The sequence below is a fragment of the Roseovarius sp. M141 genome, from assembly GCF_024355225.1.
Classification (GTDB): domain Bacteria; phylum Pseudomonadota; class Alphaproteobacteria; order Rhodobacterales; family Rhodobacteraceae; genus Roseovarius.
The window spans coordinates 23,927-44,551 of the sequence record NZ_VCNH01000004.1 but is presented as its reverse complement, the minus strand read 5'-3'; the positions used below and the strand labels follow the sequence as shown (position 1 = coordinate 44,551).

Annotated in this window: 20 protein-coding genes; 9 read left to right on the top strand and 11 right to left on the bottom strand. The window is 57.7% G+C overall.

Annotated elements, in window-relative coordinates; translation table 11 throughout:
• Window position 1 precedes the first annotated feature (1 nt).
• The 4 genes from FGD77_RS02870 to FGD77_RS02855 form a co-directional block, all read right to left on the bottom strand.
• Entirely contained in the window at window positions 2–472 is a 471-nt protein-coding gene (locus FGD77_RS02870; protein WP_028288620.1) for a DUF2271 domain-containing protein, read from the bottom strand.
• Between the two features lie 35 nt (window positions 473–507).
• On the bottom strand, window positions 508–888 hold the full coding sequence (locus FGD77_RS02865; RefSeq protein ID WP_069301737.1) for a PepSY domain-containing protein: 381 nt from the start codon (window positions 886–888) through the stop codon (window positions 508–510).
• A 182-nt stretch (window positions 889–1,070) separates the two neighbouring features.
• Complete coding sequence (locus FGD77_RS02860) at window positions 1,071–2,456, bottom strand: ferric reductase-like transmembrane domain-containing protein (protein ID WP_255006185.1); 1,386 nt, start codon at window positions 2,454–2,456, stop codon at window positions 1,071–1,073.
• The gene (locus tag FGD77_RS02855) at window positions 2,413–2,730 is read right to left on the bottom strand and encodes a PepSY domain-containing protein (RefSeq protein ID WP_009503874.1); all 318 of its coding nucleotides are present in this window, start codon (window positions 2,728–2,730) and stop codon (window positions 2,413–2,415) included. Before FGD77_RS02855 ends, FGD77_RS02860 begins: the two co-directional genes overlap by 44 nt.
• Before the next feature lie 145 nt (window positions 2,731–2,875).
• Here FGD77_RS02855 and FGD77_RS02850 point away from each other — a divergent pair, with 145 nt between their 5' ends.
• Both FGD77_RS02850 and FGD77_RS02845 read left to right on the top strand, forming a co-directional pair.
• Complete coding sequence (locus FGD77_RS02850) at window positions 2,876–3,535, top strand: response regulator transcription factor (protein WP_009503873.1); 660 nt, start codon at window positions 2,876–2,878, stop codon at window positions 3,533–3,535.
• Entirely contained in the window at window positions 3,532–4,899 is a 1,368-nt protein-coding gene (locus FGD77_RS02845) for an ATP-binding protein (RefSeq protein WP_255006174.1), read from the top strand. Before FGD77_RS02850 ends, FGD77_RS02845 begins: the two co-directional genes overlap by 4 nt.
• A 180-nt stretch (window positions 4,900–5,079) precedes the next feature.
• On the opposite strand, the gene FGD77_RS02840 is transcribed toward FGD77_RS02845, so the two are convergent.
• The 7 genes from FGD77_RS02840 to FGD77_RS02810 form a co-directional block, all read right to left on the bottom strand.
• Window positions 5,080–5,244, bottom strand: a complete 165-nt coding sequence (locus FGD77_RS02840) for a hypothetical protein (protein WP_165616582.1) — start codon at window positions 5,242–5,244, stop codon at window positions 5,080–5,082.
• A gap of 386 nt (window positions 5,245–5,630) precedes the next feature.
• Window positions 5,631–6,104 (bottom strand): hypothetical protein, encoded by a 474-nt coding sequence (locus FGD77_RS02835; protein WP_076695116.1) that lies wholly within the window; start codon window positions 6,102–6,104, stop codon window positions 5,631–5,633.
• A gap of 99 nt (window positions 6,105–6,203) precedes the next feature.
• The gene (locus FGD77_RS02830) at window positions 6,204–8,381 is read right to left on the bottom strand and encodes a ParB/RepB/Spo0J family partition protein (protein WP_255006171.1); all 2,178 of its coding nucleotides are present in this window, start codon (window positions 8,379–8,381) and stop codon (window positions 6,204–6,206) included.
• A gap of 113 nt (window positions 8,382–8,494) precedes the next feature.
• Window positions 8,495–9,700 carry a helix-turn-helix domain-containing protein gene (locus FGD77_RS02825; RefSeq protein WP_255006170.1) on the bottom strand — a complete coding sequence of 402 codons (1,206 nt, stop codon included), beginning with the start codon at window positions 9,698–9,700 and terminating at the stop codon, window positions 8,495–8,497.
• A 131-nt stretch (window positions 9,701–9,831) separates the two neighbouring features.
• Window positions 9,832–10,755, bottom strand: coding sequence for a ParB/RepB/Spo0J family partition protein (locus tag FGD77_RS02820; RefSeq protein WP_076695120.1), 924 nt, complete (start codon window positions 10,753–10,755; stop codon window positions 9,832–9,834).
• Window positions 10,745–11,890 carry a plasmid partitioning protein RepA gene (repA, locus tag FGD77_RS02815; protein ID WP_161489483.1) on the bottom strand — a complete coding sequence of 382 codons (1,146 nt, stop codon included), beginning with the start codon at window positions 11,888–11,890 and terminating at the stop codon, window positions 10,745–10,747. Before repA ends, FGD77_RS02820 begins: the two co-directional genes overlap by 11 nt.
• A gap of 293 nt (window positions 11,891–12,183) precedes the next feature.
• Entirely contained in the window at window positions 12,184–13,068 is an 885-nt protein-coding gene (locus tag FGD77_RS02810; RefSeq protein ID WP_076695122.1) for a recombinase family protein, read from the bottom strand.
• A 226-nt stretch (window positions 13,069–13,294) separates the two neighbouring features.
• On the opposite strand from FGD77_RS02810, the gene FGD77_RS02805 reads away from it, so the two are divergent.
• The 7 genes from FGD77_RS02805 (at window position 13,295) to FGD77_RS02775 (ending at window position 20,394) form a co-directional block, all read left to right on the top strand.
• Entirely contained in the window at window positions 13,295–14,365 is a 1,071-nt protein-coding gene (locus FGD77_RS02805; protein WP_255006167.1) for a helix-turn-helix domain-containing protein, read from the top strand.
• A gap of 55 nt (window positions 14,366–14,420) precedes the next feature.
• Window positions 14,421–14,573: a hypothetical protein gene (locus FGD77_RS02800; protein WP_255006165.1), complete on the top strand. Its 153-nt coding sequence runs from the start codon at window positions 14,421–14,423 to the stop codon at window positions 14,571–14,573.
• A gap of 84 nt (window positions 14,574–14,657) precedes the next feature.
• On the top strand, window positions 14,658–16,238 hold the full coding sequence (locus FGD77_RS02795) for an ABC transporter substrate-binding protein (protein WP_255006164.1): 1,581 nt from the start codon (window positions 14,658–14,660) through the stop codon (window positions 16,236–16,238).
• Between the two features lie 206 nt (window positions 16,239–16,444).
• Complete coding sequence (locus tag FGD77_RS02790) at window positions 16,445–17,533, top strand: ABC transporter permease (protein WP_369682679.1); 1,089 nt, start codon at window positions 16,445–16,447, stop codon at window positions 17,531–17,533.
• Window positions 17,526–18,380: an ABC transporter permease gene (locus tag FGD77_RS02785; RefSeq protein ID WP_255006162.1), complete on the top strand. Its 855-nt coding sequence runs from the start codon at window positions 17,526–17,528 to the stop codon at window positions 18,378–18,380. Before FGD77_RS02790 ends, FGD77_RS02785 begins: the two co-directional genes overlap by 8 nt.
• The gene (locus tag FGD77_RS02780; protein ID WP_255006161.1) at window positions 18,377–19,396 is read left to right on the top strand and encodes an ABC transporter ATP-binding protein; all 1,020 of its coding nucleotides are present in this window, start codon (window positions 18,377–18,379) and stop codon (window positions 19,394–19,396) included. The genes FGD77_RS02785 and FGD77_RS02780 overlap by 4 nt, the downstream gene beginning before the upstream one ends.
• Window positions 19,396–20,394: an ABC transporter ATP-binding protein gene (locus tag FGD77_RS02775; protein WP_369682678.1), complete on the top strand. Its 999-nt coding sequence runs from the start codon at window positions 19,396–19,398 to the stop codon at window positions 20,392–20,394. Before FGD77_RS02780 ends, FGD77_RS02775 begins: the two co-directional genes overlap by 1 nt.
• Window positions 20,395–20,625 lie beyond the last annotated feature (231 nt).

Here is a 20,625-nt window from a genome sequence, read left to right as displayed (position 1 = left end):
CTCACATGTCGTAGGAGAAGTTGGCGATGTAGCGCCGCCCGCTCACCGGCGTACCCGCGCCCGCCGTCGTCAGCGGCACGGCCACCTCGTTCGGGCTGTCGCGCATATCCTCGACCGCCGCGTCGATGTGCAGCGTGTAGCCCGCATCGAACAGCGCGTCGGCCAGATCGAGCGTGATCTCGAGACTGCGGCCCGCGCCGACGCTGGCGCCGGTGATACCGTTTACCTGCGCGGTATCGCCGCCCGTGGCACGGTACCAGTCGCTCAGATGCTCGTAGTACTTGGACTTGCCACCAGCCATCCAGAGACTGCCGACATAGGCGCCCGAGGCGTCGGTAACGTAAAGCGCGAGGTAGGCGCCGTCGCCGCCATAGTTGTTAAGGGTGGTTGTGAGCGTCACGGGCCGTGCCATAGCGAGGCCGGGAAGCGTGAGTGCGGTCGTAAGCGCGAGCGTTGCGAGAAGTGATTTCATGGGAATGATCCTTGTTCAGGGTGCTTCGGAGCTGTTCAGTTCACCTGAACCTGCGGAGGGGCGCCGTTTCCGAAGAGGCCGTTCTGCGGAGGAGCGACCGTTCCAGCGGGCGCGGGATTGCGGGCGCCACCGCGGTCGTCGTCATCATCCTCGTAGTCCATCTCGACGATCTGCAGCGTCGCCGGATCGAGCTTCACCTCGATCTCGCGGCCATCCTGGTCTCGGCCTTGGATTTCGTAGCAGCCGTCGTCGATCTCGAAGTCGCGCACCGTCCAACCGTTCTGTTCGGCCATCTGCATGGCGGCCTCGCGCGGCTGCCACTGGTCACGGGGCGCATTGCAATCATCGTCGTCGGCCAGCGCAGCGCCGGCGGGCAAAAGTGCGATCAGGGCAAGGGCGGTCAGAGTCTTTTTCATGGCAAGGGGTCCTTTCGTTTGATGAGACCAATCTGGCACCCCGACCTGAGGGCATCCTGACGCCCCAGCGATTCCTGCTTCAGCTTGCCGTCAGGAAAATGGCCCCGCCGATGAGGGCGGGGCCAAAAAAAGATGCGAGCGCAGGCTACAGGGCTGGCATGGCTATGCGCCCTGCCCCGCGTTCAGGTGAATTCGAACTGCTCGAAGCGGACACGGCGAGGCGTTTGGCCTTGTGCTTTCAAGCCCTTGAGAATCCCGTCCTTCAGACCGGTTGGGCCGCAGAACCACAAATCGGCTTGCCGGATCGCGAAAGGGACCGCGCCAATCAGGCGCTCGGCCGTGAGCCTGCCATCGCGCGTCGTAACGACCACCTCGAAACTGAACCTCGGGTTGCGGGCAGCCGCAGCGCGCAGCGTCTCTACCCCAATCGCCTCCTCTTGTGTCCGAACGCAGTGGATGAGGTGAATGTCGCGGCTATCCGCTTCGCTCAGGCTTTCGGCCCAGGCGAGGAACGGCGTGATACCGATGCCGCCCGCCAGCCATATCTGGCGCGCACCGCCCTTGCGGAAATTGAACCGTCCATATGGCCCTTCGACTTGCACGCGCGTTCCGGTCCGCAAGATGGCGGGCAAGCTTCGTGTCCAGCCACCCAACCCCCGGATGGAGAACTTCAGGGTGCCATCAGGGCGCGGGGCGCTGGCGATCGTGAAGGGGTGCGGCTCGGACAGTCCTGCCTCTGGCGCGCGGAAGAAGGCGAATTGCCCCGGCCGCCACCGCATGGCCCGCCTCTCGGGGCGGAGGGTTAGCGTGGTGGTGTCCTTAGTCTGGCTGATCTCTGTGACGGTGAATTCTCTACGCCGCAGGAACGGGGCGACCAGCTCGGTGAATATCCACGCGATCACTCCGGCGATGCCGAATGTGTTCAGAAGCACCGAGAGCGATGGATCTACCTCTGTCGGCAGGTCGACGAAGAACTGGTGAAAGACCACGATTGCAAAAAGGGCCCCCATGAAACGATGGCTGAACCGCCAGATCTGATAGGGGATTTCCAGTGGGGTGAAAGGCAATCTCCGGAACCAGCTGACAGCAACCAGGGCGAGAAGCGCGTTGAAGGCAAGTTCGCCCGCCTCTTCACCAAGTTCACCAAGGGAGGTTTCACGCACCAAACGCTCGAAATCCGGCTCGATCTGCTGGTGCAGGATCATCAGGACCATTGCGGAAATACCAAGCCACTTGTGGAAACGGTACATGCGATCGAGACCGCCGAACAATGGTTCCACCAGCGGCGGCCGTGCGGCGAGGATCAGGGTCTGTGCCATCGCGACAACTGCCGCGGCCCCGACGGCAATGCCAAGTGCTGCATCCGCGCCATAGGGCGCATAGGTGTTGAACCCGATCAGTGCCGCCAGCAGGCATGGCAACGCAACCAGCACCGGGCCCGTCAGAGCTAGAGGAGAGTTTAGGGAAAGCCGGGAGAGTGGCGGCAGGCCCGGCACCGGGACATTACCGTCGCGACGCGCTGCATCAGTCATCGTCGCGTCTCTCGTGATCCCGCTCGCGGCGATCATCCTCGTCGTCCTCGTATTCGAACTCGATTATCTCCAGCGTGGCCGGGTGGACAGTCACCTCGATCGCACGCCCCTCGGCATCCCTCCCATCGATCTCGTAGCAGCCGTCATCGATCTTGATCCGGCGCACCGTCCAACCATTTTCCTCAGCCAGCATGGCAACAGCATCGCGCGGCTGCCAGTCGGCCATCGGCACGAAGCAATCGTCGTCAGCCAGCGCCGCGCCGACCGGAAAGACCGCGAGAAAGCCGATAATTGTCAATGTCTTCTTCATGGGGCACACTCCTAGTGGCTCGCCTCTTGATGCCATTCATGCGCCGCGAAGCTGACGGCAGCCTGAAGGGGCTCGACCCACAAGCTTCAGCTTCGTGTCAGCCAGACGGATCATGGAGGGACATCAGGAAAGGACGGGTACGACCATGCGCATATTGCTGATCGAGGACGACACGACTCTTGGCGCTGCCGTGCGCGACCAGATCGCAGCTGATGGCCAGTCAGTAGACTGGGTCACGCGGCTAGACGCGGCGGCAGACGCGATGAGCGCAACCTCCTACGACCTGCTCCTGCTCGACCTCATGCTGCCAGACGGACGTGGTATCGGGTTCCTCAAGGGCCTCAGGACGCGTGGAGACGTGACGCCGGTCATCATCCTGACGGCGCTCGACCAGGTGTCCGATAGGATCGAAGGCCTCAATGCGGGCGCTGACGACTATCTTGTGAAGCCCTTCGACCTGTCGGAACTGTCGGCACGGATCGGATCGGTCGCGCGGCGCTACAGCGGCAACCCCAACCCGATCCTGACCCACGGACCGCTCGACATCGACCTTGCCGCGCGCAGCGTCCATCGGGATGGCAGACATGTGCCGCTGACGGCGCGGGAATGGGCGCTCTTCGAGGCCTTCCTGGCGCGTCCCGGGCAGCTCCTGTCCAAGGCGCAGTTGGAGGAGAAGCTCTACGCTTTCGACGCCGAAGTCGAGAGCAACACCATCGAGGTGCACGTGAGCCGCCTGCGCAAGAAACTGGGGAGCGCCATCATCGAGACCGAGCGCGGCATGGGTTACCGGCTGGGCAAGCCATGATGTGGCCATCCAGCCTTCAGGTACGGCTCGGCTTGTCACTCGGCCTTGTGCTGACGATCCTCTGGCTCGCCGCCGCCACGGTTACCGCGGTGATCGTTCGGGGCGAGATGGATGAGGTCTTCGACAGCGCCCTACGCGAAACCGCCGAGCGCATCCTGCCGCTGGCCGTGACCGACATCGTCGGGCGAGAAGATCAGGGTGTGACGCAGCGCCTCGCGCCGATCCGGGAGCATGACGAGTTCTTCACCTACATCGTACGCGATGCCGAGGGACGCATTTTGCTGCAATCCCATGCGGCGGACCCTGCCGTGTTTCCTCCATACGACGGTCCGGGATTTGGGCAGAACGCCACACATCGCCTCTACAGCGACGCGGCGCTCCAGGGGACGATCAGCATCACCGTGGCCGAACCGTTGACGCATCGCGCTTCGGTTGCTCGGGAAATCCAGATGAGCCTCGGCCTGCCGCTGCTGGTTGTGCTGCCGTTGGCGCTCGCGTCGATTATTCTCGCTGTGCGCTTTAGCCTCGCCCCTCTCCATCGGTTCCGTACGCGGCTTGAAGCGCGCGGCGTGCGCGACCTGTCAGAAGTACCCGCGGCCGACCTGCCGACAGAAATCGGACCGCTGGCTGCAACCTTGAACAGCCTTTTGGCTCGGCTGCGCGACGCGTTCGAGGCTGAGCGAAGTTTTGCAGCCAATGCGGCTCATGAACTAAGGACACCATTGGCGGGCGCTATCGCCCAGGCGCAGCGACTGCGGTCAGAGACCAAAGATCCGACCATCGACGCGCGCGCCGCCGAGATCGAGGCGACGCTCAAGCGTCTCGCTCGGCTGTCCGAACGTCTCCTGCAGCTTGCGCGGGCGGAAGGCGGTAGACTTCGGATGGACCAGAGCGCTGATGTCAGAACCATCACTCGGGTCGTGGTGGAAGATATTGCGCGCAGCACAGAGAACGGGCGCCTTATGTTGAACTTGCCGGACACGCCTGTCTTGTCTGATATCGACCCCGACGCATTGGGAATTCTGTGCCGGAATCTGATGGAAAACGCCCTACGCCACGGGGCGCAGAATGCCCCAGTCGAGGTTACACTCACGAGCGACGGGCAGTTGATCGTGGCGAACGAGGGCCCCGCGGTAGCAACCCAAACACTCGAACGCCTGACAGGGCGCTTCGAGAGGGCAGATGCAAAAACTGATGGTAGCGGGCTTGGCCTCGCTATCGTCTCAGCCATCGCAGAACGGATCGAAACCTCTCTCTTGCTCCAGTCACCACGTCCCGGTGAAACTTCTGGATTTCAGGCATCCGTCAGATTGCCAACAGATGCTCCAAATGCCCATGTGAAAGATCGGGAGCATTGGCCTTGAAGTCTGACGCATCACCGGCGACGTCATCGTTTGAAGAAAATCGCAGAAACGTAGGAAAGCTTTCTTATAGGAGAGCTATTTTCTTATATTTTTTCTGCACTTAGGACTGCTCTGTAGAGCAGGCCCGCTATCGGCGATAGCCGCTTTTGCGCCAAGCCCTCGGGAAGTGAGGCCGAAGCCTCACCCGAAGGGATCGTATTCCGAGACGATCACGACCTCGTCGCCGTCGATTTCATCGGCGGGGACGGCGCCGAAGGTTCCATCCCCTGCCTGGAAGACGATGATCGAGACCATGAGCGTGGCGGCGAGGGAGGCTGCGAAGGCGTGTGCATCTTTGCGGGACATCTGTTTGGCTCCTGTCTTGGAGGCGGGGGACCATCCCCCGCGCGACAGGACCCCGCAGGCCCGAAGACTGGCTGACATCACCGGGTGCGTTCGGCTTGCCCGAATCCATCCGGCGGCACGGGCTTGCCCGTAGTCCGACCCCTCGCGGGTTGATCTCGAAGACGGGATTCGGGCCAAGGAAGGGAATGGCGAGCGGGGGATGGTCCCCCAACATCAGGAGCCGGTTGTCCCGCTGATGCTTGGAACGCCGCCAGCCTCCCGGCCACGCTCTTGGTTGAAGACTTCTTCTTTGGGGATGGATCCTTTGGTGCCCCGCGAACTCAAAGGACAGGGTTGTGATGGATGAGAGGCCCGAACTTTGGCGGGCCCCTCGGTTTCAGTTGGGCTCAGGCGGCCAGGTCCGCGCCCCCTGCCCTTTCGCCCTCTTCATCGCCAACGATTTCAAGTCGCGCATTGCGGTATCCTTCCTTGGCGATCCAAAGCTCGGCCGCAGTGACAGATTCCGCCAGATGCAGCAGCTCGGTGTTGCCGCTGAAGTCGAGGAGCACGCGCACCTGCCCGGGCTTCGGCTCCTCGGCCACCTCGAAGACCAGGGCGCTGTCAGCCGAATGGCTACGCATGATGGTCACGAGGATCACCCCCTCCGAGGAGAAGTTACCCTCATGCAGCGTGAACGACGCGGGTGCCGTCCAGGTCGGGTAAGGTCGGGGTGGCTCCTTCTTCACAAGACGGCCGACGCCGTTCGAACGTTCCCAGGCCGCCAGCTTCTTCGTGAAGCGTGCCGGCGGCTTGGGGCTGCCATCGGTGTAGCGAATGAGCGCCCCGAGGGGGGCAGTGTCGATGATGGTTGTTGCAGACATGATTCCTCATTCCGAATGCGAGTAATCGCACTCATCTTATTGATATTGTTACACTATAGGGTGATTGGGGGCGGAATCTCCGCCCCCCAGTGGATCACGTTATTCCGCGGCCAGCATCGACGCGCTTTCAGCAGGCAGGTCATCCGTCAGGAATGCAGGAAGGTCAGCTTCACTGACACTGTCAGCCACTTCGGCATCCGCCCCCAGCCCTTCGGCACAGTCCTCACCGTGTAGCGCCACGAGATCGTTCCGGCGCAGGACCTCGGGCAACCAGCCGCTGCCCTTCAGCAAGCGCTCGGCCTCACTGGCCATCTCGCTCTTCTTCAGGTGATCGAGGAGTTGGGCAGTCCCCTCCCCTTTCGCCTCGCGCACGGCCTCAAGGATGCGCGCCTTGGGCACGCGGTTGAGATAGGTGTCCACCGTCGGCTCCCAGCCCGCCTCGAACATGTCGAGACCTGTGGCACGCGCCACGAGATCGGCATGCGCCATACGCCGGGTCAGACCCCCAGCGGAGATGCCTGCCCCGTAAGGGTTCACCTTCTCATGCAGCGCGTTGACGCCGAAGCTGAGGCAATGCGCCAGCAGGGCCAGCCGACTGCCCTGGTCGAGGATCGTCAGATAGTCCCAGAGTGCCGCATCATCGCCAAGCGGCAGATCGGCTTCCCATTCCGCGTGACGCTCGTCGACCAGCTTTGCCACCACGCTGTCCTTCAGATCGGGCGCCTGCGCCGACATGTAGACCTGACGCACGGATGCCTCGAGACAGCTTCCTGAAGCAGAGGAGGTGCGGAAGGTGTCCGTGACGAGCTTCAGCAGCAGCAGCGTCAGCGCCACATCCGGCGAGCGCCCGATCGCTTCACGAAGCGCCAGCGTCCGGTGGGCCGTCAACTCCATGACCAACCGCTCGGGCAGCGGCTTCAGCGCGCCGTCGTCCTCATCCTCCGGCAAGTCAGCTCCGATCGGCTGGCCACCCGACATGATGTCGGTTCCGCCATGAGCGGCACTGCCATGGCCATCGGTGAGATCACGATCATCCCCCTGCCCCGCCACCGCTGGATCCGTACCATCCTGGACCGTGGTCTCCTCAACGGGCTCATCCTCTGGGCGCACATAGCCGCGATAGACGGCCAGCGCGCCGTAGCGGTCGAGCGTGACGAACGCCCCTGCCCGCCCGATCTCCTCCGCGTCGAAGATCAACGGCCGGGTCTCGATCTTTTCCATCTCCGTTTCCAATACGCCAAGCCGCGTGTCGATCTCGTCGGGGATGTCATCCTGATCCGCGTATTCCTCCTCGAGCGCTCGGTACTCGGCGAGCAGCTTGGCATGAGCTGCACCTTCGTCATCCGTCATCGGTGCCGGATCACCAGACAGAGACCGCAGCCCGTGGCTGTAGCCGTAGGGCAGGTCAAGCGCGACCTCGATCCACTTCCAGCCCTCAACCGCAACCGTCTCAGCCTCGGCCTGGAGTTTTTCCGTCACCAGCCGATCGAGCAGGGCAGGGTCCTCGAGCCAGCCACCGTCATCGCCCTGAAAGAGGTCATGCAGCATCGTGCCGCCCGCCGCTACGTAGGCCTCAACACCCACAAAGATCGCGCGCCGGTCGGACGCCCGGACCGAGGTCTCGGTCAGCATGCGCCGGATCTGGAATGGCTCCTTGTTCCAGGATGAATGGATCACATCCCAGACCTGAACCTGACGCGCGTGATCGGGGTTCACGGTGAAGGCCATGAGCTGCTCCAGCGTCATGCCATCCTCGGCATAGACCTCAAGCAGTGCAGGGGCGACGGAGGCGAGTTTCAAGCGCTGCTTCACGATTTGTGGCGTCACGAAGAAGGCCGCAGCAATCTCTGCATCGCTCTGACCCTTGTCGCGGAGGGACACAAACGCGCGGAACTGGTCGAGCGGGTGCAGGGCGACGCGCTGCATGTTCTCGGCCAAGGAATCGTCCTCGGCGAGGATGTCGGACGCAGCATCCCGCACGATGCAGGGAATGGGTGTCGCCTTTGCCAAACGCTTCTGCTTCACCAGCAGGGACAACGCTTGGAACCGCCGTCCACCGGCCGGGATCTCGAACTTGCCGGTCTCGGTCCCATCGTCAGCCAAGACGGGCCGCACGCTTAGGCTCTGCAACAGACCGCGGCGAGCGATGTCTTCGGCCAGTTCCTCGACAGACACGCCAGCCTTGATGCGCCGCACATTGGACTGGCTCAGCACCAGCTTGTCGAAAGGGATATCCCGCGAAGGGGACAGGGTGATTTTCTGGACGGCTTTGGTCATCAGATCTTCTCCACGACGGGCGTCGGAAGCCACTCTCCCGATCTCATTTCCCGTCACCCTCAAACCAACACTCCTTTCCCTCTCATGATCGTTCTTGACCGCGGTCAAGAAGTTCATGTGGGAGCAAGTTGTGTGCGTAGGATCCTTTCGAAATAGGCGTCAGGGTGTTTGATCGTGTCTGCTCTTGCTATCAGGTAGTCGAAGACGAGAAGCAGTTTTCCCGCGCCAGCTTTCTGGATGCCATGCCGCAGTTCGTCTTGGCTTATTCTAAGCAATCGACCGAGGTCGTATAGAATGCGGGTGAGGGCTTCTCCTGTACGCGGCGGATCTGGGAAAAATCCCGCAACATGGGTGAAGTCTTCCCATGCCATGCGTGCTGGGTCTCGGTTCATCGTGGGTTTGGCTTGTGCGGGTTGTTCACCGCGATTGACCGTAGAGGGAGCAATCTTTTTAATATCTTTTTTTATAGACTCTATGTGCCGGACATTTTGTCCGTTTGTGGCGGGCAGATCGTTGGAACTTGGTGTATGAGGTCGGTGTTCGACAGCTTGTAAATTATCTTCGGTACGAGCTTTTCCTGTGGCATGGTGTTCACCGTAGCTTGCGTCGGTATCGGCTCCGAGGGCTCTAAGTTCCGAGATAACGCTCAGGACTGCATCAACGGTTAATGTTGCTCGACGCAGGACATTTCTGATCATGTTGAGGGTAGAGAGCTTTGCTTCATCGAAGCGTGTCTGTTGGAGTAGCGAAGCTCGTAGGGCCAACGCCTCAGCCTTCAGTGAGCGCAAGCGCTCGCGTTCTTCGGTGAGTTGCAAGGCTTGCGTCGCGAGCGAGCCGTACCTCTGGATTAAGGGCTTCAGGTCGATACCGAAGGCATCTCTGATAACGCCTCCATACCGCAGCGGAAAGCGTTTGCCATTTGCTGAGTTCTTGCGTTCGATCAGTTCAGCAGCTGAGAGTCGTCCCAAGCTGCGTCGAAGTGTTCTCTCATCGAGTCCATTGGCGCGCTTAGACAGAGAAGCGTTCGATGGGAACACGACAGTGAGCGTAAGTCGCTGGCTGTCCTGAATCTCACGTTCTTTGCGGGGTAGGAAGCTAATGAGCGCGGTCAGAACGGCGAGGTCATTGGTTGTGAGACCGAGCTCCTTCCTCAGAACGCGAACCGGGCCCAGAAGCTCATAGGGGTTAGGGCAGGGCAGAGATGTCCGTTCCGCCAGGGCGGTTGTTGTTTCAGTTGCATGTCTCATGGTGTTTCGGAAGAAAAAGCTTCCCCGTTCACCGCGAGCGGTGTTGAAATCGATTCGTTTTGGGGGTATCAATCAGGTGTCGAGACTGATTGAGGCCCTTCGGAAGCACCGCTTTCGGGGGGTCTTTCTTTTTCTAGCCGGTCCTCCTTTCGTTTTCTGCTCGTTGCTTTTGATGTCTTGACCGCGGTCAAGACACGGGGTCGTCACTCTGGCCTGTCTTGACCGCGGTCAAGAAGCTCCGTGACCAGTTTTCGGACTGCCTCCTCAACGCGAGGGACAAGATCAGCGTCCACATCGATGGTGATGCGGTTGCCCTTTCGGCCGATCTTCACGCGCTCGCTGGGATGTGTCTTCTGCGTCGACGGTTTGGTGGCTGTCAGCAAGGTAACCGCCGCTTCGAGACGGTCGGGGCCCGGTATGTTGCGAGGAATTTCGCCGGCAACTTCTCGGGCTCTCGCGACGTCTTTCTCGCACAGCCTGAAAAGCTTTTCCCAAACCCGTCGACCAACGCCGTGTGCAGGTCCGATAGCCTGGATCAGTTCCATCGGGATGCCCGTAGCGATACGGTTCATCCGCGAGACGAGCGATTCATCGATCTGAAGTGCCCGATACGCGATCGTTTGAGCGTTTTTGCGCGTTTCGTCGGTTTTCCCAAGTTCTCGAATGATCCCGGCGACAAACAGAGCCCTTTCGATGAACGATGGGTCTTGGCGCGCATTATTCTCTACGCCTTGGGCAATGAGAGCTTCCTCGTCGGTCATCTCCATGACCGTGGCGCGCACTTTCTGACCAAGTTGGCGACAAGCGAGAAGCCGACGGCGTCCATAGACGATCTCAAGCGCACCGTCCTGGGTTCGGCGAACCAGCACTGGAACCTTTTGACCGTGCTCGCGGATCGACGAGACAAGCTCATCCAGACCATCGCTTGGATCGATGCGGTCCATGACCGCGGACATCCGTATGGCGGTCGGGTCGATCAGCCGCGTGGCGTGTTTATCCTCTTCGAGCACGGATGCTTGTGCGCGAGCTACGGTCGGGCTCGTTCGCTTCACATCCAGATCCTCGTCCGAAGGCGGCGTTTTGCCCATCGCGTTCTTGAGTGAGTCCCCGAAGACTTTACGCGCCATGGCTACGCCCCCATGCTTTCAGGATTTCGCGTTCGACTTCGTCGGTCACGCGCGAGACGGACTCGATCGCGCGCTCGTAAGTTCTCCGATTCACGTCGCGAGGTTCGACCTCGAAGATGCTCTGCTGGGTGTTCGCAGCATCACCCACGGCTGTTGATTTCAGGAACTCGGCAGACAGCACGGCATCCCCGAGGACTGTCCGAAGCAGAGATGAAATCTGCACCTGCGGACCATCCGTATTTTCGTAGCGGGTGATCAGAACGCGCACGAAGTTCAGTCCATGTTCCGGGGCGTGTGCCTCGACGACGCCCATCAGGTTGCTCGCCATGCCCAGAAAGCTCGCCAGCGACATGACATCGAGCATCGACGCGTTGAGCGGGATCAGGACCCCGGTCGATGCAAAGAGGGCAGAGATTACCGAGAAGTTCAGCTGCGGCGGGGTGTCAAATATCACCACATCATATCGGTTGAGGACGGGCTCAAGCGCTTCCCGGATGCGGCTATGGAACGTGGTGGCGCCGTGTCTGAAGCTCAGGGCGACCTCGAACTCGTACTCCATGATGTCCATGGATGCCGGGATCAGATCCACGGTCGGGAAGTTCGTTTTGCGAATGATCTCTGCTGCGGGCAGTGGATCATCGGATCGGATAAGATCGTATGAAGTCGGCATATCCGGATCGAGCTCGGGAGTAACCCCGAACAGGTTTGTCAGGCTTGCCTGGCTGTCGAGGTCGATCAGCAAGACCCGGTAGCCGCGCAGACCCAGTAGTTGTCCTACATGGGCAACAGATGACGTCTTTGCCGAACCACCCTTCAGGTTGAAGATCGTCAAGACCTGACAAGCCTCTCCCGGTCTTCTGTGCGGGTGTTCTTCTGGCTTGATCCTTCCAGTCTCGAGAAGTACGCGTTGTGCCTCGACCATCTCCTCTGCAGAGAAGCTACGGCGGTTGCCGCCCTCCAGAACACCTTCGGGGAAGCCTTCGAGGTTTGACACATGATGGCGGAAGGTGTTCTGATTAATGCGAAGAAGTTCAGCCGCTTCCCGCATGGCGAAGCGGCGGAGGCCCTTCTGAGCGTCTGGTGGGAAGGTTTCCTGCGCATGTTCACGCAACCGACTACCAAGCCGCTTGGACATGACTTCAAATCTCTGGGAGGCCCGTATCCCGTTCATCACTGCCCTCAAGTCTTTATTGTTTTGCAAAGCTTAACAGATATTGTGGATAAATCCAGACCAAACCGTTGAGCGGCCTGGGGGCGTTGAAGGCACCGATTTCTGTCGACGGTAAACTGTTAAAAATCAGCGTCTTGGGCGACTGCGCTCTCGCTCTACTTCAACACCTCGTTGCCAACTACGTAGTGACCACAAGATGTATTGTGAGTGCGTACAGAAATCAGTCGGCAGAATCGGATGGGCGATTCTCGGGAATCTCAATCGAGCAGCCCCAGCCTCTCAGCCCGCTCCAGTAGCATCTTGACCGAAGAAGGCTGCCAGCTTGTCCGCCCGCGTGGTGTGCGTTCGCGCATCGCTTCCAGCCGGGTACAGATCGCCTGAAGCGTGATGTCGGGGTCCGCGCCCTTGATGCCGGCGACGATGGCGGGCAGACGGTCGTCGGTTTCGCGGCGCCCGGCGCGGGCCAGCACCTCGGCCGGCAGGAAGCCGTCGCGGACATAGGCATTCACAGCGCGCACGAGACGGCTTTGGGTCCAGCGACGCGCCTCGGGCAATGGGCCGTTGATGATGCGCACCACGTCTTCCCAGGCCAAGTCGGGTCGCAACCGGCGCACATGGGGCACCCAATCTTGTGCCGTCTCGTTCAGACGCTCCATGTAGCCGTCTTGTCGCGCCAGCCGCACTTTGCGAAGAGCAGCAGGGTCTTTGGCCCGCAGTCCAGGGTTCCCGCCGACCCGGCCCTTGGTACGGGCGCTCGCCAGCCCCGCCTTGGTACGTTCCCGGATCAGCGCCCGCTCGAACTCGGCCGCGGCGCCCAGAACCTGCAGCGTGAACTTGCCTTGCGGGGACCCGGTGTCGATCGGGTCCTGAATGGAACGAAAGAACGCACCCCTGGCCTCCAGCCGCTCGATCACTTCCAGCAGATGCGACAGAGACCGCGCAAGCCGGTCGATCCTCACGACGACCAGCGTATCGCCACTCTGGATGCGTTCGAGCACACGCCCAAGCACCGGCCGCGCACGATTGCCGCCTGAGGCGTGCTCTTCATAGATTTCGGCGCAACCCGCAGATTTCAGGGCCTGCGACTGGGGCAGGGGGGTTTGATCCTCTGTGGATACGCGCGCATAGCCTATCAATGGCATCAAAACAGTCTTTTTGCAGTTTCATATAGCGCCAATAAACGACCGTTTGTAAACCAATGCAAGCAAGTGTTCTCTCGTCGAGCTGGCGCACAATCCCTTGGTTTCCGTGCGCTGAGCGCGATCTGAGAGGTTCCGCCGGCAGTCGCGCGCGCGTACCAAATAAAGGGCGCAAGCAACGGCCACAAAAACGCTTGGGTAATGTGCAAAATTACAGTATTTTGGACATATGAAATCACAAACATCTACTTTGACTGATGACTTTGACGACCCCCTCATCACAGTCGAGGGGGATGATGAGGCTCACGAAGACGATCTCTGGTTCCTGCCGGAACCACTCGAAGAAGAACCGGATGACTTGCCACCCGGGCCACGGTCAGAACCGCCCGACACCGCTGTCATCGAAGACTGGGCAAAGGCAGAAGGCGTTCACGCTGCGAGACTGGCACGGGTCGCTGGACGCCTAGGTGCTCTGGATGACCGACTGCTGCGCGGCCCGGAAGGCTGGCGGCATCGCCTCGCATTGATCGAGGCGGCGGACCTCAGCTGGTTCACAGGGGATCGGGTGAGTTCTGATCGCCTGGCGCTCTGGGTATCGATGCGGTTGTCAGGCGCACAGGATGACCCAAATGCCCTAGCAAGAGTTGGATGGGCTGTTCGACGCCTGACAGGCGGTCCCGGACCGAAGGTTGACTTGGCCGCTTTCCTAGATCGCCGCGATCCCGAGAACATTCAAGACAGCGCAGAGCGTTTCGAAGATCGCGCGGGCGGTTGGCTGGATGTCATGGCTGCTGCGGGCGACTTACATCCAATCACGCGGGCTTGCATGGGCTTTCATCTCTGGAGCCTGGCGGGCCTCGGGCAGCACGGCGACCAGATGGAAGCCGCCGTCACCGCGTCCAGGATCGCGGCAAGCGACGGAAGCGGTGCCATCTTCGCACCGCTCGCCATGGGCGGGGCAGGGGGGCTGCGTGCCTCGGGCTTGCCAACGGAACGCTTGGTCCGCTGGTTTGATGGGATGAACGGCGCAATTCTAACGGCGATGCGAACACTTGACGACATCGAGGCGTGGACCGGGCGGGCAGAAAGCGTCATGGCGCAATTGTCTGGCCGCACGCCTGTGACCTTGCGAAAAGCTTTCTCTCAGTGGCCCTTGGTTTCCGCACCAATGGCTGAAGCCATGACCGGAGCCAGTCGAGCCGCCGTTCAGCGCAATGTGGCATGGATGGAGGCAGCCGGTTTGATCCGCGAGGTGACGGGGCAGGGGCGGTTCAGAATGTGGAAAATTGACGGTGTTTAAACTCACCGAATAATGTAAGACTCGGCGCGCGTTGGAAAATTTGCTGGAGGCTTGCATGCGCCCGAGTTATCGGGCACAGCCGCTGGTGTATCTGGAAGAATCCGGGATCTCGCTTGCCCTGATGCTCGGGTGTATCAACGTTGCTGCGGAAAAAGAGCAATGGATCTGGTGCGGGACGCCGGTTTCCCAAGCGGGCATACAGATTTGAAGATTGTCCTAGCCCTGTTTTTGGTTAAGTTACCTTTGAAGAGAAATCGAAAGCAGCATCTTCGAAAAAACTGAGAGAGATATCATGAAAAAAGTTTTTTTGAATTTTTTCACGGGGTTCATGCTATTGGCGCCTCTAGTAAGCCATGCTCAGGATAGCACCGATACCTTGGTCGTAGCAGCGGTAAAAACTCCTAACGGCATTGATCACGACTACAACTTTGCACACGAAGATCATCAGATACGTCACGCGATTTACGAACGCCTATTCGCGCTAGGGCGCGCCGCAAATGAACATGGGCTCTCGCTACCTGACTACTCCCTAGACATGATTGAAGGAAGACTCGCTGAAAGTTGGTCGCTAGAGGATGGTGGCCGCACTCTCGTTGTTAAGCTTCGCGAAGGCGTGATGAGCCATGCTGGCAACGAATTGACGGCACATGACGTACAGTGGACTTGGGACCGCCAGTGGGCCCTTGATGCAGTGGGCGCGTTCTACGCCAAATTCATACTCGGTATCGCCGAGCCTTCGTGGGAAGTAGTTGATAGGTACACATGGAAGATCAGTACTCCGACTGCAAACCCGTTGCTTGAACTACTATTTGTTAACAACGATCTAGATATTTTCGACTCTGAAGAGGCAAAACGTCACTCCACGGAAAACGATCCTTGGGCTCGCGAATGGCTCGCAACCAACGGGGCTGGTCATGGTGCATTCCTCCTCACAGAGTTTACGCCCGGCGAACGAGTAGTGCTAGATCGCTTTGATGGCTATTATCGCGATGCCGCAAAAATTGACCGCATCGTTTATCGGGAAGTGCCTGAAGCATCTAACCGCTTTGCACTTGTTTTGTCAGGAGACGTACACGTTGCGGATCGACTGCCCCCGTTTCTAGTAGATCGAGCTCTGAATAGTCAGCGGCTCAAAGTATGGGCTACAGCCGGAAACAGCCTTTTTCGGCTGGATGTAAACAATGAAGTAGAGCCAACCGACAATCCACTTGTCCGGCGAGCGCTTAACCACGCAACACCAAAAGCGGATATCCTAGAAGGCGTATTTTTCGGTTCTGCAGAGCCTAGCTATGGTCCAGTTCCGTCTACATATCCAGGAGCTATCCAGCTTGATGTTTATGAGTACGATCCTGATAGAGCGCGACGGCTCATCGTAGAGGCCGGCGCGGTGGGAGCCGAGCTTACGATCAACTTTTCTGCATCTGACGACGTTCAGCGAAATACAGCCATTATTCTTGAAGATGCCTATGAGGCTGTCGGGTTAAACGTGACATTGAACGAGATGTCTCCTGCAGCGTATTCGTCCGAGCTTTATAGCGGAAGCTTTCCAGCGTTCTTCATGCGCGAGTTTCCGATCCTTCCAGATGCCGGATACGCACTTGCATTGAACTACCCGTGTGGCTCCTTCCTGAATGCTTCGAACTATTGCAACTCGGCGGTTGATGAACGCTTGGCGGCGGCGGCCGAAACTCTTGATCGGATGCAGCGCTCACAACTCTTTCATGAAATACAGGAACTGATGGTTGTTTCAGACGCCAATTCGGTTTGGCTAGCTGAACCTGGCTGGCAACTGATTACTGCACCAAATGTCACGGGAGTTGCTTGGGATACACCTAATCTATTTGATGTAACCCTGATTGACATTCGCAGATAGACCTTAATCTCCCATCTATTGGGAACATGCGTCGACATCGCATGAACCCCAACTCCCGCGTCGATTTGTGATCCTTGTATCCTCCCTCCTCCTCCTACACGGGGTTCTGGATGAAAGGTTTCGGGCCAGAACGGTCTAGTTTTGGGGCGTCAGGTAAGTGCCCAAACATCGGTTAGTGGTTTATAGGCTGTTTTCGCGATAACGCTATGATGCGAAAAAATACCAGGCGACAGGATCTGTCTTATCGAATGATTACATTCTGGAGAGCTAGAGTAAGAAACACGAGCGTGACTTGGTACGTCGCGCGGAGATTTCTTGCACTCGCTCCGCAACTCTTGGCGATTTCTGTTTTCACATTTTTGCTCGTGCGTTTCTTGCCTGGAGATCCAGCAAAAATTCTACTTGGGCCCCACCAAAGTCCGGCAGGCGTGCAAAGCCTAAGACAGCAAATGGGCCTCGACAAACCATTGATCGAGCAATACGTCATATATCTGGAGAACCTGTATCGTGGAGACATGGGTCGATCGTGGTTCACGGGTGAACCAGTGCTGAACGAGCTCTTACGACGTGCGCCAGCCACAATGGAGTTGGTCTTCTACTCTATGTTAGTCGCCATATTCCTTGGCTTGACATGTGGGTTATACGCTTCAATTGGTCGTAAGTCCGTCTTCCAGCGCACTGCAAGTCTTTACATTCGTTTTGCCGGCTCTTTGCCAGATTTCTTTGTCGCACTATTTGCCATTTATCTCTTTTATTTCTTACTAGACTGGGTGCCAGCACCGATTGGGCGCATGGGCCCGTCTGGAGAAGCGGTCGTATGGGTCACAGGCTTTCTTACCATCGACACTCTTATTGAGGGCCGCTTCGACCTGTTCTACGTAGCTTTGCGTCATCTCACACTCCCGGTACTTACACTTGGGTTTGTGCTCGCTCCCATGGTTGGAAAAGTTACTCGGGCAGCTACAGACGACGCCCGAACGGCTGAGTTCATCCGATATGCTCGCGCGTGTGGACTGCGAGAAACAACCATCTTGTTTGACATAGTTCGAGCAGCACTCCCTCCAATTGTAACACTTTGCGGCATTCTGTTTGCATATCTCCTCGGAGGTGCTGTTCTAATGGAGAAAGTATTCTCGTGGGGTGGGGTAGGTCAGTATGCAGTTCAGGCTATTTTGAACTCAGATTATGCAGCAATCCAAGGTTTTGTCCTTTTGACCGCATCGTTTACGATGGCCGTATACTTGATTGTAGATCTTATCAACGTAGCAATCGATCCGAGGGTTTCGCTTGATTGAACGTGGTGTAAAGCTATTCAACTTATTTAAGCGGATGTGCGCTCTTTCTCCGGTCAAGCGCGAAATGATACTTCCCGCCATTGTAGCAATCACTTTGATCGGGATTGTCGTTTTCGGACCGCTTCTAGCGCCTTTTGACCCTTACAAGCCCTTTCCCCTTGATGTTCTCAAACCACCAAGCGCGGATCATTGGTTTGGAACCAACAGTTATGGTGCCGATGTGTTTTCGCGCGTTCTGTATGCAGCACAGCTTGACATTCTGCTCGCAGTCTCTGGAGTCCTCGGGGGGCTAATTGTTTCTCTGCCATTGGGCGCGGCTCTTGGATACTATCGTGGCCCACTTGTTACAGTTGCATTGCGAGCCCTTGATTTTGTTCAATCCTTTCCGCCTTTCATTCTTGCCATTGCCATAGCGTCTTTCTCTGGCCCAGATCTAATCACAGTTATTTTCATCTTAGTGGTTTTGAACATCCCCATCTTCACTCGCTTGTTGCGCACGGAAGTACAGTCGCTACGTGGCCGCGCGTTTGTAGAGGCTGCTCGTTGCATCGGCAACTCAGATGCAAATGTAATCATTCGGCACATTCTGCCAAATGCTTTAGGAGCGGTGATTGCACAAACTTCGGTTAACATTGGATGGGCCCTAATTATTACTGCTGGGCTTAGCTTTGTGGGCGCCGGGCTGGTTCCACCGACGCCAGAGTGGGGTGCCATGATTTCTGAGGGTGCTCCTTACATTCTTACTGGAGAGTGGTGGGTCGTTGCTTTTCCAGGCGCCTCACTTTGTCTTACTGTTTTGTTCTTTTCAGTTTTGGGTGACTTTTTTGCCGGGAGGATAACAAAATGAAGCCAAGCGAGCGGACTACGCCGGTCCCGCTTCTCGAAATACGTGATCTTGAGGTTTCAGTTTATCAAGCGGGGAAGCAGATTAAACTGCTCGATGGATTTGATTTATCGATCTGTTCGTCAGAAATTGTTGGTGTGATCGGAGAAACTGGTGCAGGAAAATCGATCTCTGCATGGGCCACTATGGGTCTTCTGCCAGAAGCCGCAAGCATCACGCACGGGTCGATATTTTGGAAAGGTGACGACTTAGTCAAAGCCGATGCTCAACACTTGCGAAGGATCCGCGGACGTCAAATCTCAATCATTTCTCAGAATCCAGTATCGGCGCTGAATCCATTCCTGACATTAGGGGATCAAATAGTCAGAATGATCAGAGCGCACGAGCGCGTTAGCCGACGCGCAGCCTTGAGTAGAGCCATAGAACAGCTACAGGCTGTCGGCTTTCCAAAGGGAGCGGAAAGCCATCACAGCTTCCCACACCAACTTAGCGGAGGGATGGCTCAGCGAGCGATTATCGCCATTGCTATGATTTCCAAACCAAGCCTCTTGATTGCAGATGAACCAACGACAGGTCTAGACGCAACTCTCCAAGCAGACATCCTTGACTTAATCGACGAACTTGTCACAGACTCGGGTGCCTCTGTTTGGCTAATAACGCATGATATGGGTGTAGTTGCGCGTCTTGCAGACAAGGTGGCAGTTATGTTTGCAGGACAAGTAGTAGAGGAAAGCCCAACAACCACTGTACTCGAAAAGCCATGTCATCCATACACCCGAGGCTTAATTGATGCGCTGACGCTAGTAACACATCCACGTTTGAAAGTTGACGGCCCGCCTCCTGACCTTTTGAACCGACCACTTGGCTGCCAATTCCAGTATAGGTGTCCTTGGCGCACTGAAAATTGCAAGATGCCAGTTCCCGTCGCGAAGGTCGCGTTACACCAATCTGTTCGCTGTATTTTAGCTCATCGCGAAGCTGCTATACCATCGGAAGAGTCATTAAATAAGGAATTCTAGTGGGTCAGGTCGAACACTTAAATTCGCGAGAAGCAAGGCCTCCGCTCGCGTACACCTCAGACCTCATCTGCGATTTTCCGATAAGGCGCGGCCGCAGTATTCGAGCGCTGAATGGCGTGTCGATAAGACTTCAAAAGGGTGAGTCAGTGGCGTTGGTCGGCGAAAGTGGAAGCGGAAAAACAACTCTTGCCCGGGCCATTGCGGGCTTAATCAAACCAATTTCCGGTTCAGTGTTCTTTAAGAGCCACGACCTCGGCCGACTAAAACCATCTGAATTGCGTCGCCTAAGGCGTTTCATGCAGATAGTGTTCCAGCACCCAAGTGAATCGCTAAACCCACGCATGAGTGTCAAAGAAACTCTGGGAGAACCATTGAAACTACACTACCGGATGAACAAAAAACAGCGTCGACGACGGACTTTGGAGCTCCTCGAACTTGTTAATCTTGACGAGCGATTTATCGACCGACAGCCCAGCGAACTGAGCGGAGGTCAGCAACAAAGAGTGTCAATCGCTAGGGCTCTCGCAACTGAACCAGAGCTTTTGATCCTCGACGAGCCAACGACCGGTCTCGACGCTCTGAATCGAGTTGCCATCCTTGAGTTGCTCAATAAGCTCCGCGAAAATTCTGGACTAACATACCTTTTTATAACCCATGACATGTCTCTGATCAAAAAAGTGTGTGAACGCGCTGTTGTTCTCTATTCGGGACAGATCGTTGAAGACGCGTGTTGCGATGTTCTCCTTAAAGAACCAGCCCATCCGTACTCCCGAAAGTTAGTGTCCTCAATCCTTGTGCCACGAGTTGGATCAAGCCGTCCAAGGGAATACTCTCGAAACAAGGCGAAAACCATCATTTCGAATTCTTCGGGGTGCCCTTTTTATTGTCAATGTCCGAGCGCGATACCAGAATGCGAAGCGCGCCAACAAAGCCTAGTCACCGTCGGAAAGGAACATAAGATCGCGTGTGCCCCCCTGGCTCAGTCCATTAAAGATTGAACAGAATTCGTTAGCCGCACCATACACTTGCCACAGTGTGGGCCTGTCACGTTTTCATGCAGCCCCCAGATGCTTGTTCAAGCCACTTTCCACTCGAAGACGCCGGGGCAATGCCACTGGGCCCAGGCGTCTGAAATTGAGCCTTCAACCTGATGGGGCTCATGCTAGAGTTTTCAAGGCGCACGTGCTTCAAATCGAAGCGGGTGTGTCTAGTGGCCGTTTACGGAGTGG

Excerpts from the sequence above, each read along its gene's own strand:
- FGD77_RS02870 (WP_028288620.1), bottom strand. The coding sequence starts at position 472 with ATGAAATCACTTCTCGCAACGCTCGCGCTTACGACCGCACTCACGCTT.
- FGD77_RS02865 (WP_069301737.1), bottom strand. The coding sequence starts at position 888 with ATGAAAAAGACTCTGACCGCCCTTGCCCTGATCGCACTTTTGCCCGCC.
- FGD77_RS02860 (WP_255006185.1), bottom strand. The coding sequence starts at position 2,456 with ATGATCGCCGCGAGCGGGATCACGAGAGACGCGACGATGACTGATGCA.
- FGD77_RS02855 (WP_009503874.1), bottom strand. The coding sequence starts at position 2,730 with ATGAAGAAGACATTGACAATTATCGGCTTTCTCGCGGTCTTTCCGGTC.
- FGD77_RS02850 (WP_009503873.1), top strand. The coding sequence starts at position 2,876 with ATGCGCATATTGCTGATCGAGGACGACACGACTCTTGGCGCTGCCGTG.
- FGD77_RS02845 (WP_255006174.1), top strand. The coding sequence starts at position 3,532 with ATGATGTGGCCATCCAGCCTTCAGGTACGGCTCGGCTTGTCACTCGGC.
- FGD77_RS02840 (WP_165616582.1), bottom strand. The coding sequence starts at position 5,244 with ATGTCCCGCAAAGATGCACACGCCTTCGCAGCCTCCCTCGCCGCCACG.
- FGD77_RS02835 (WP_076695116.1), bottom strand. The coding sequence starts at position 6,104 with ATGTCTGCAACAACCATCATCGACACTGCCCCCCTCGGGGCGCTCATT.
- FGD77_RS02830 (WP_255006171.1), bottom strand. The coding sequence starts at position 8,381 with ATGACCAAAGCCGTCCAGAAAATCACCCTGTCCCCTTCGCGGGATATC.
- FGD77_RS02820 (WP_076695120.1), bottom strand. The coding sequence starts at position 10,755 with ATGGCGCGTAAAGTCTTCGGGGACTCACTCAAGAACGCGATGGGCAAA.
- repA (WP_161489483.1), bottom strand. The coding sequence starts at position 11,890 with ATGTCCAAGCGGCTTGGTAGTCGGTTGCGTGAACATGCGCAGGAAACC.
- FGD77_RS02810 (WP_076695122.1), bottom strand. The coding sequence starts at position 13,068 with ATGCCATTGATAGGCTATGCGCGCGTATCCACAGAGGATCAAACCCCC.
- FGD77_RS02805 (WP_255006167.1), top strand. The coding sequence starts at position 13,295 with ATGAAATCACAAACATCTACTTTGACTGATGACTTTGACGACCCCCTC.
- FGD77_RS02800 (WP_255006165.1), top strand. The coding sequence starts at position 14,421 with ATGCGCCCGAGTTATCGGGCACAGCCGCTGGTGTATCTGGAAGAATCC.
- FGD77_RS02795 (WP_255006164.1), top strand. The coding sequence starts at position 14,658 with ATGAAAAAAGTTTTTTTGAATTTTTTCACGGGGTTCATGCTATTGGCG.
- FGD77_RS02790 (WP_369682679.1), top strand. The coding sequence starts at position 16,445 with ATGATGCGAAAAAATACCAGGCGACAGGATCTGTCTTATCGAATGATT.
- FGD77_RS02780 (WP_255006161.1), top strand. The coding sequence starts at position 18,377 with ATGAAGCCAAGCGAGCGGACTACGCCGGTCCCGCTTCTCGAAATACGT.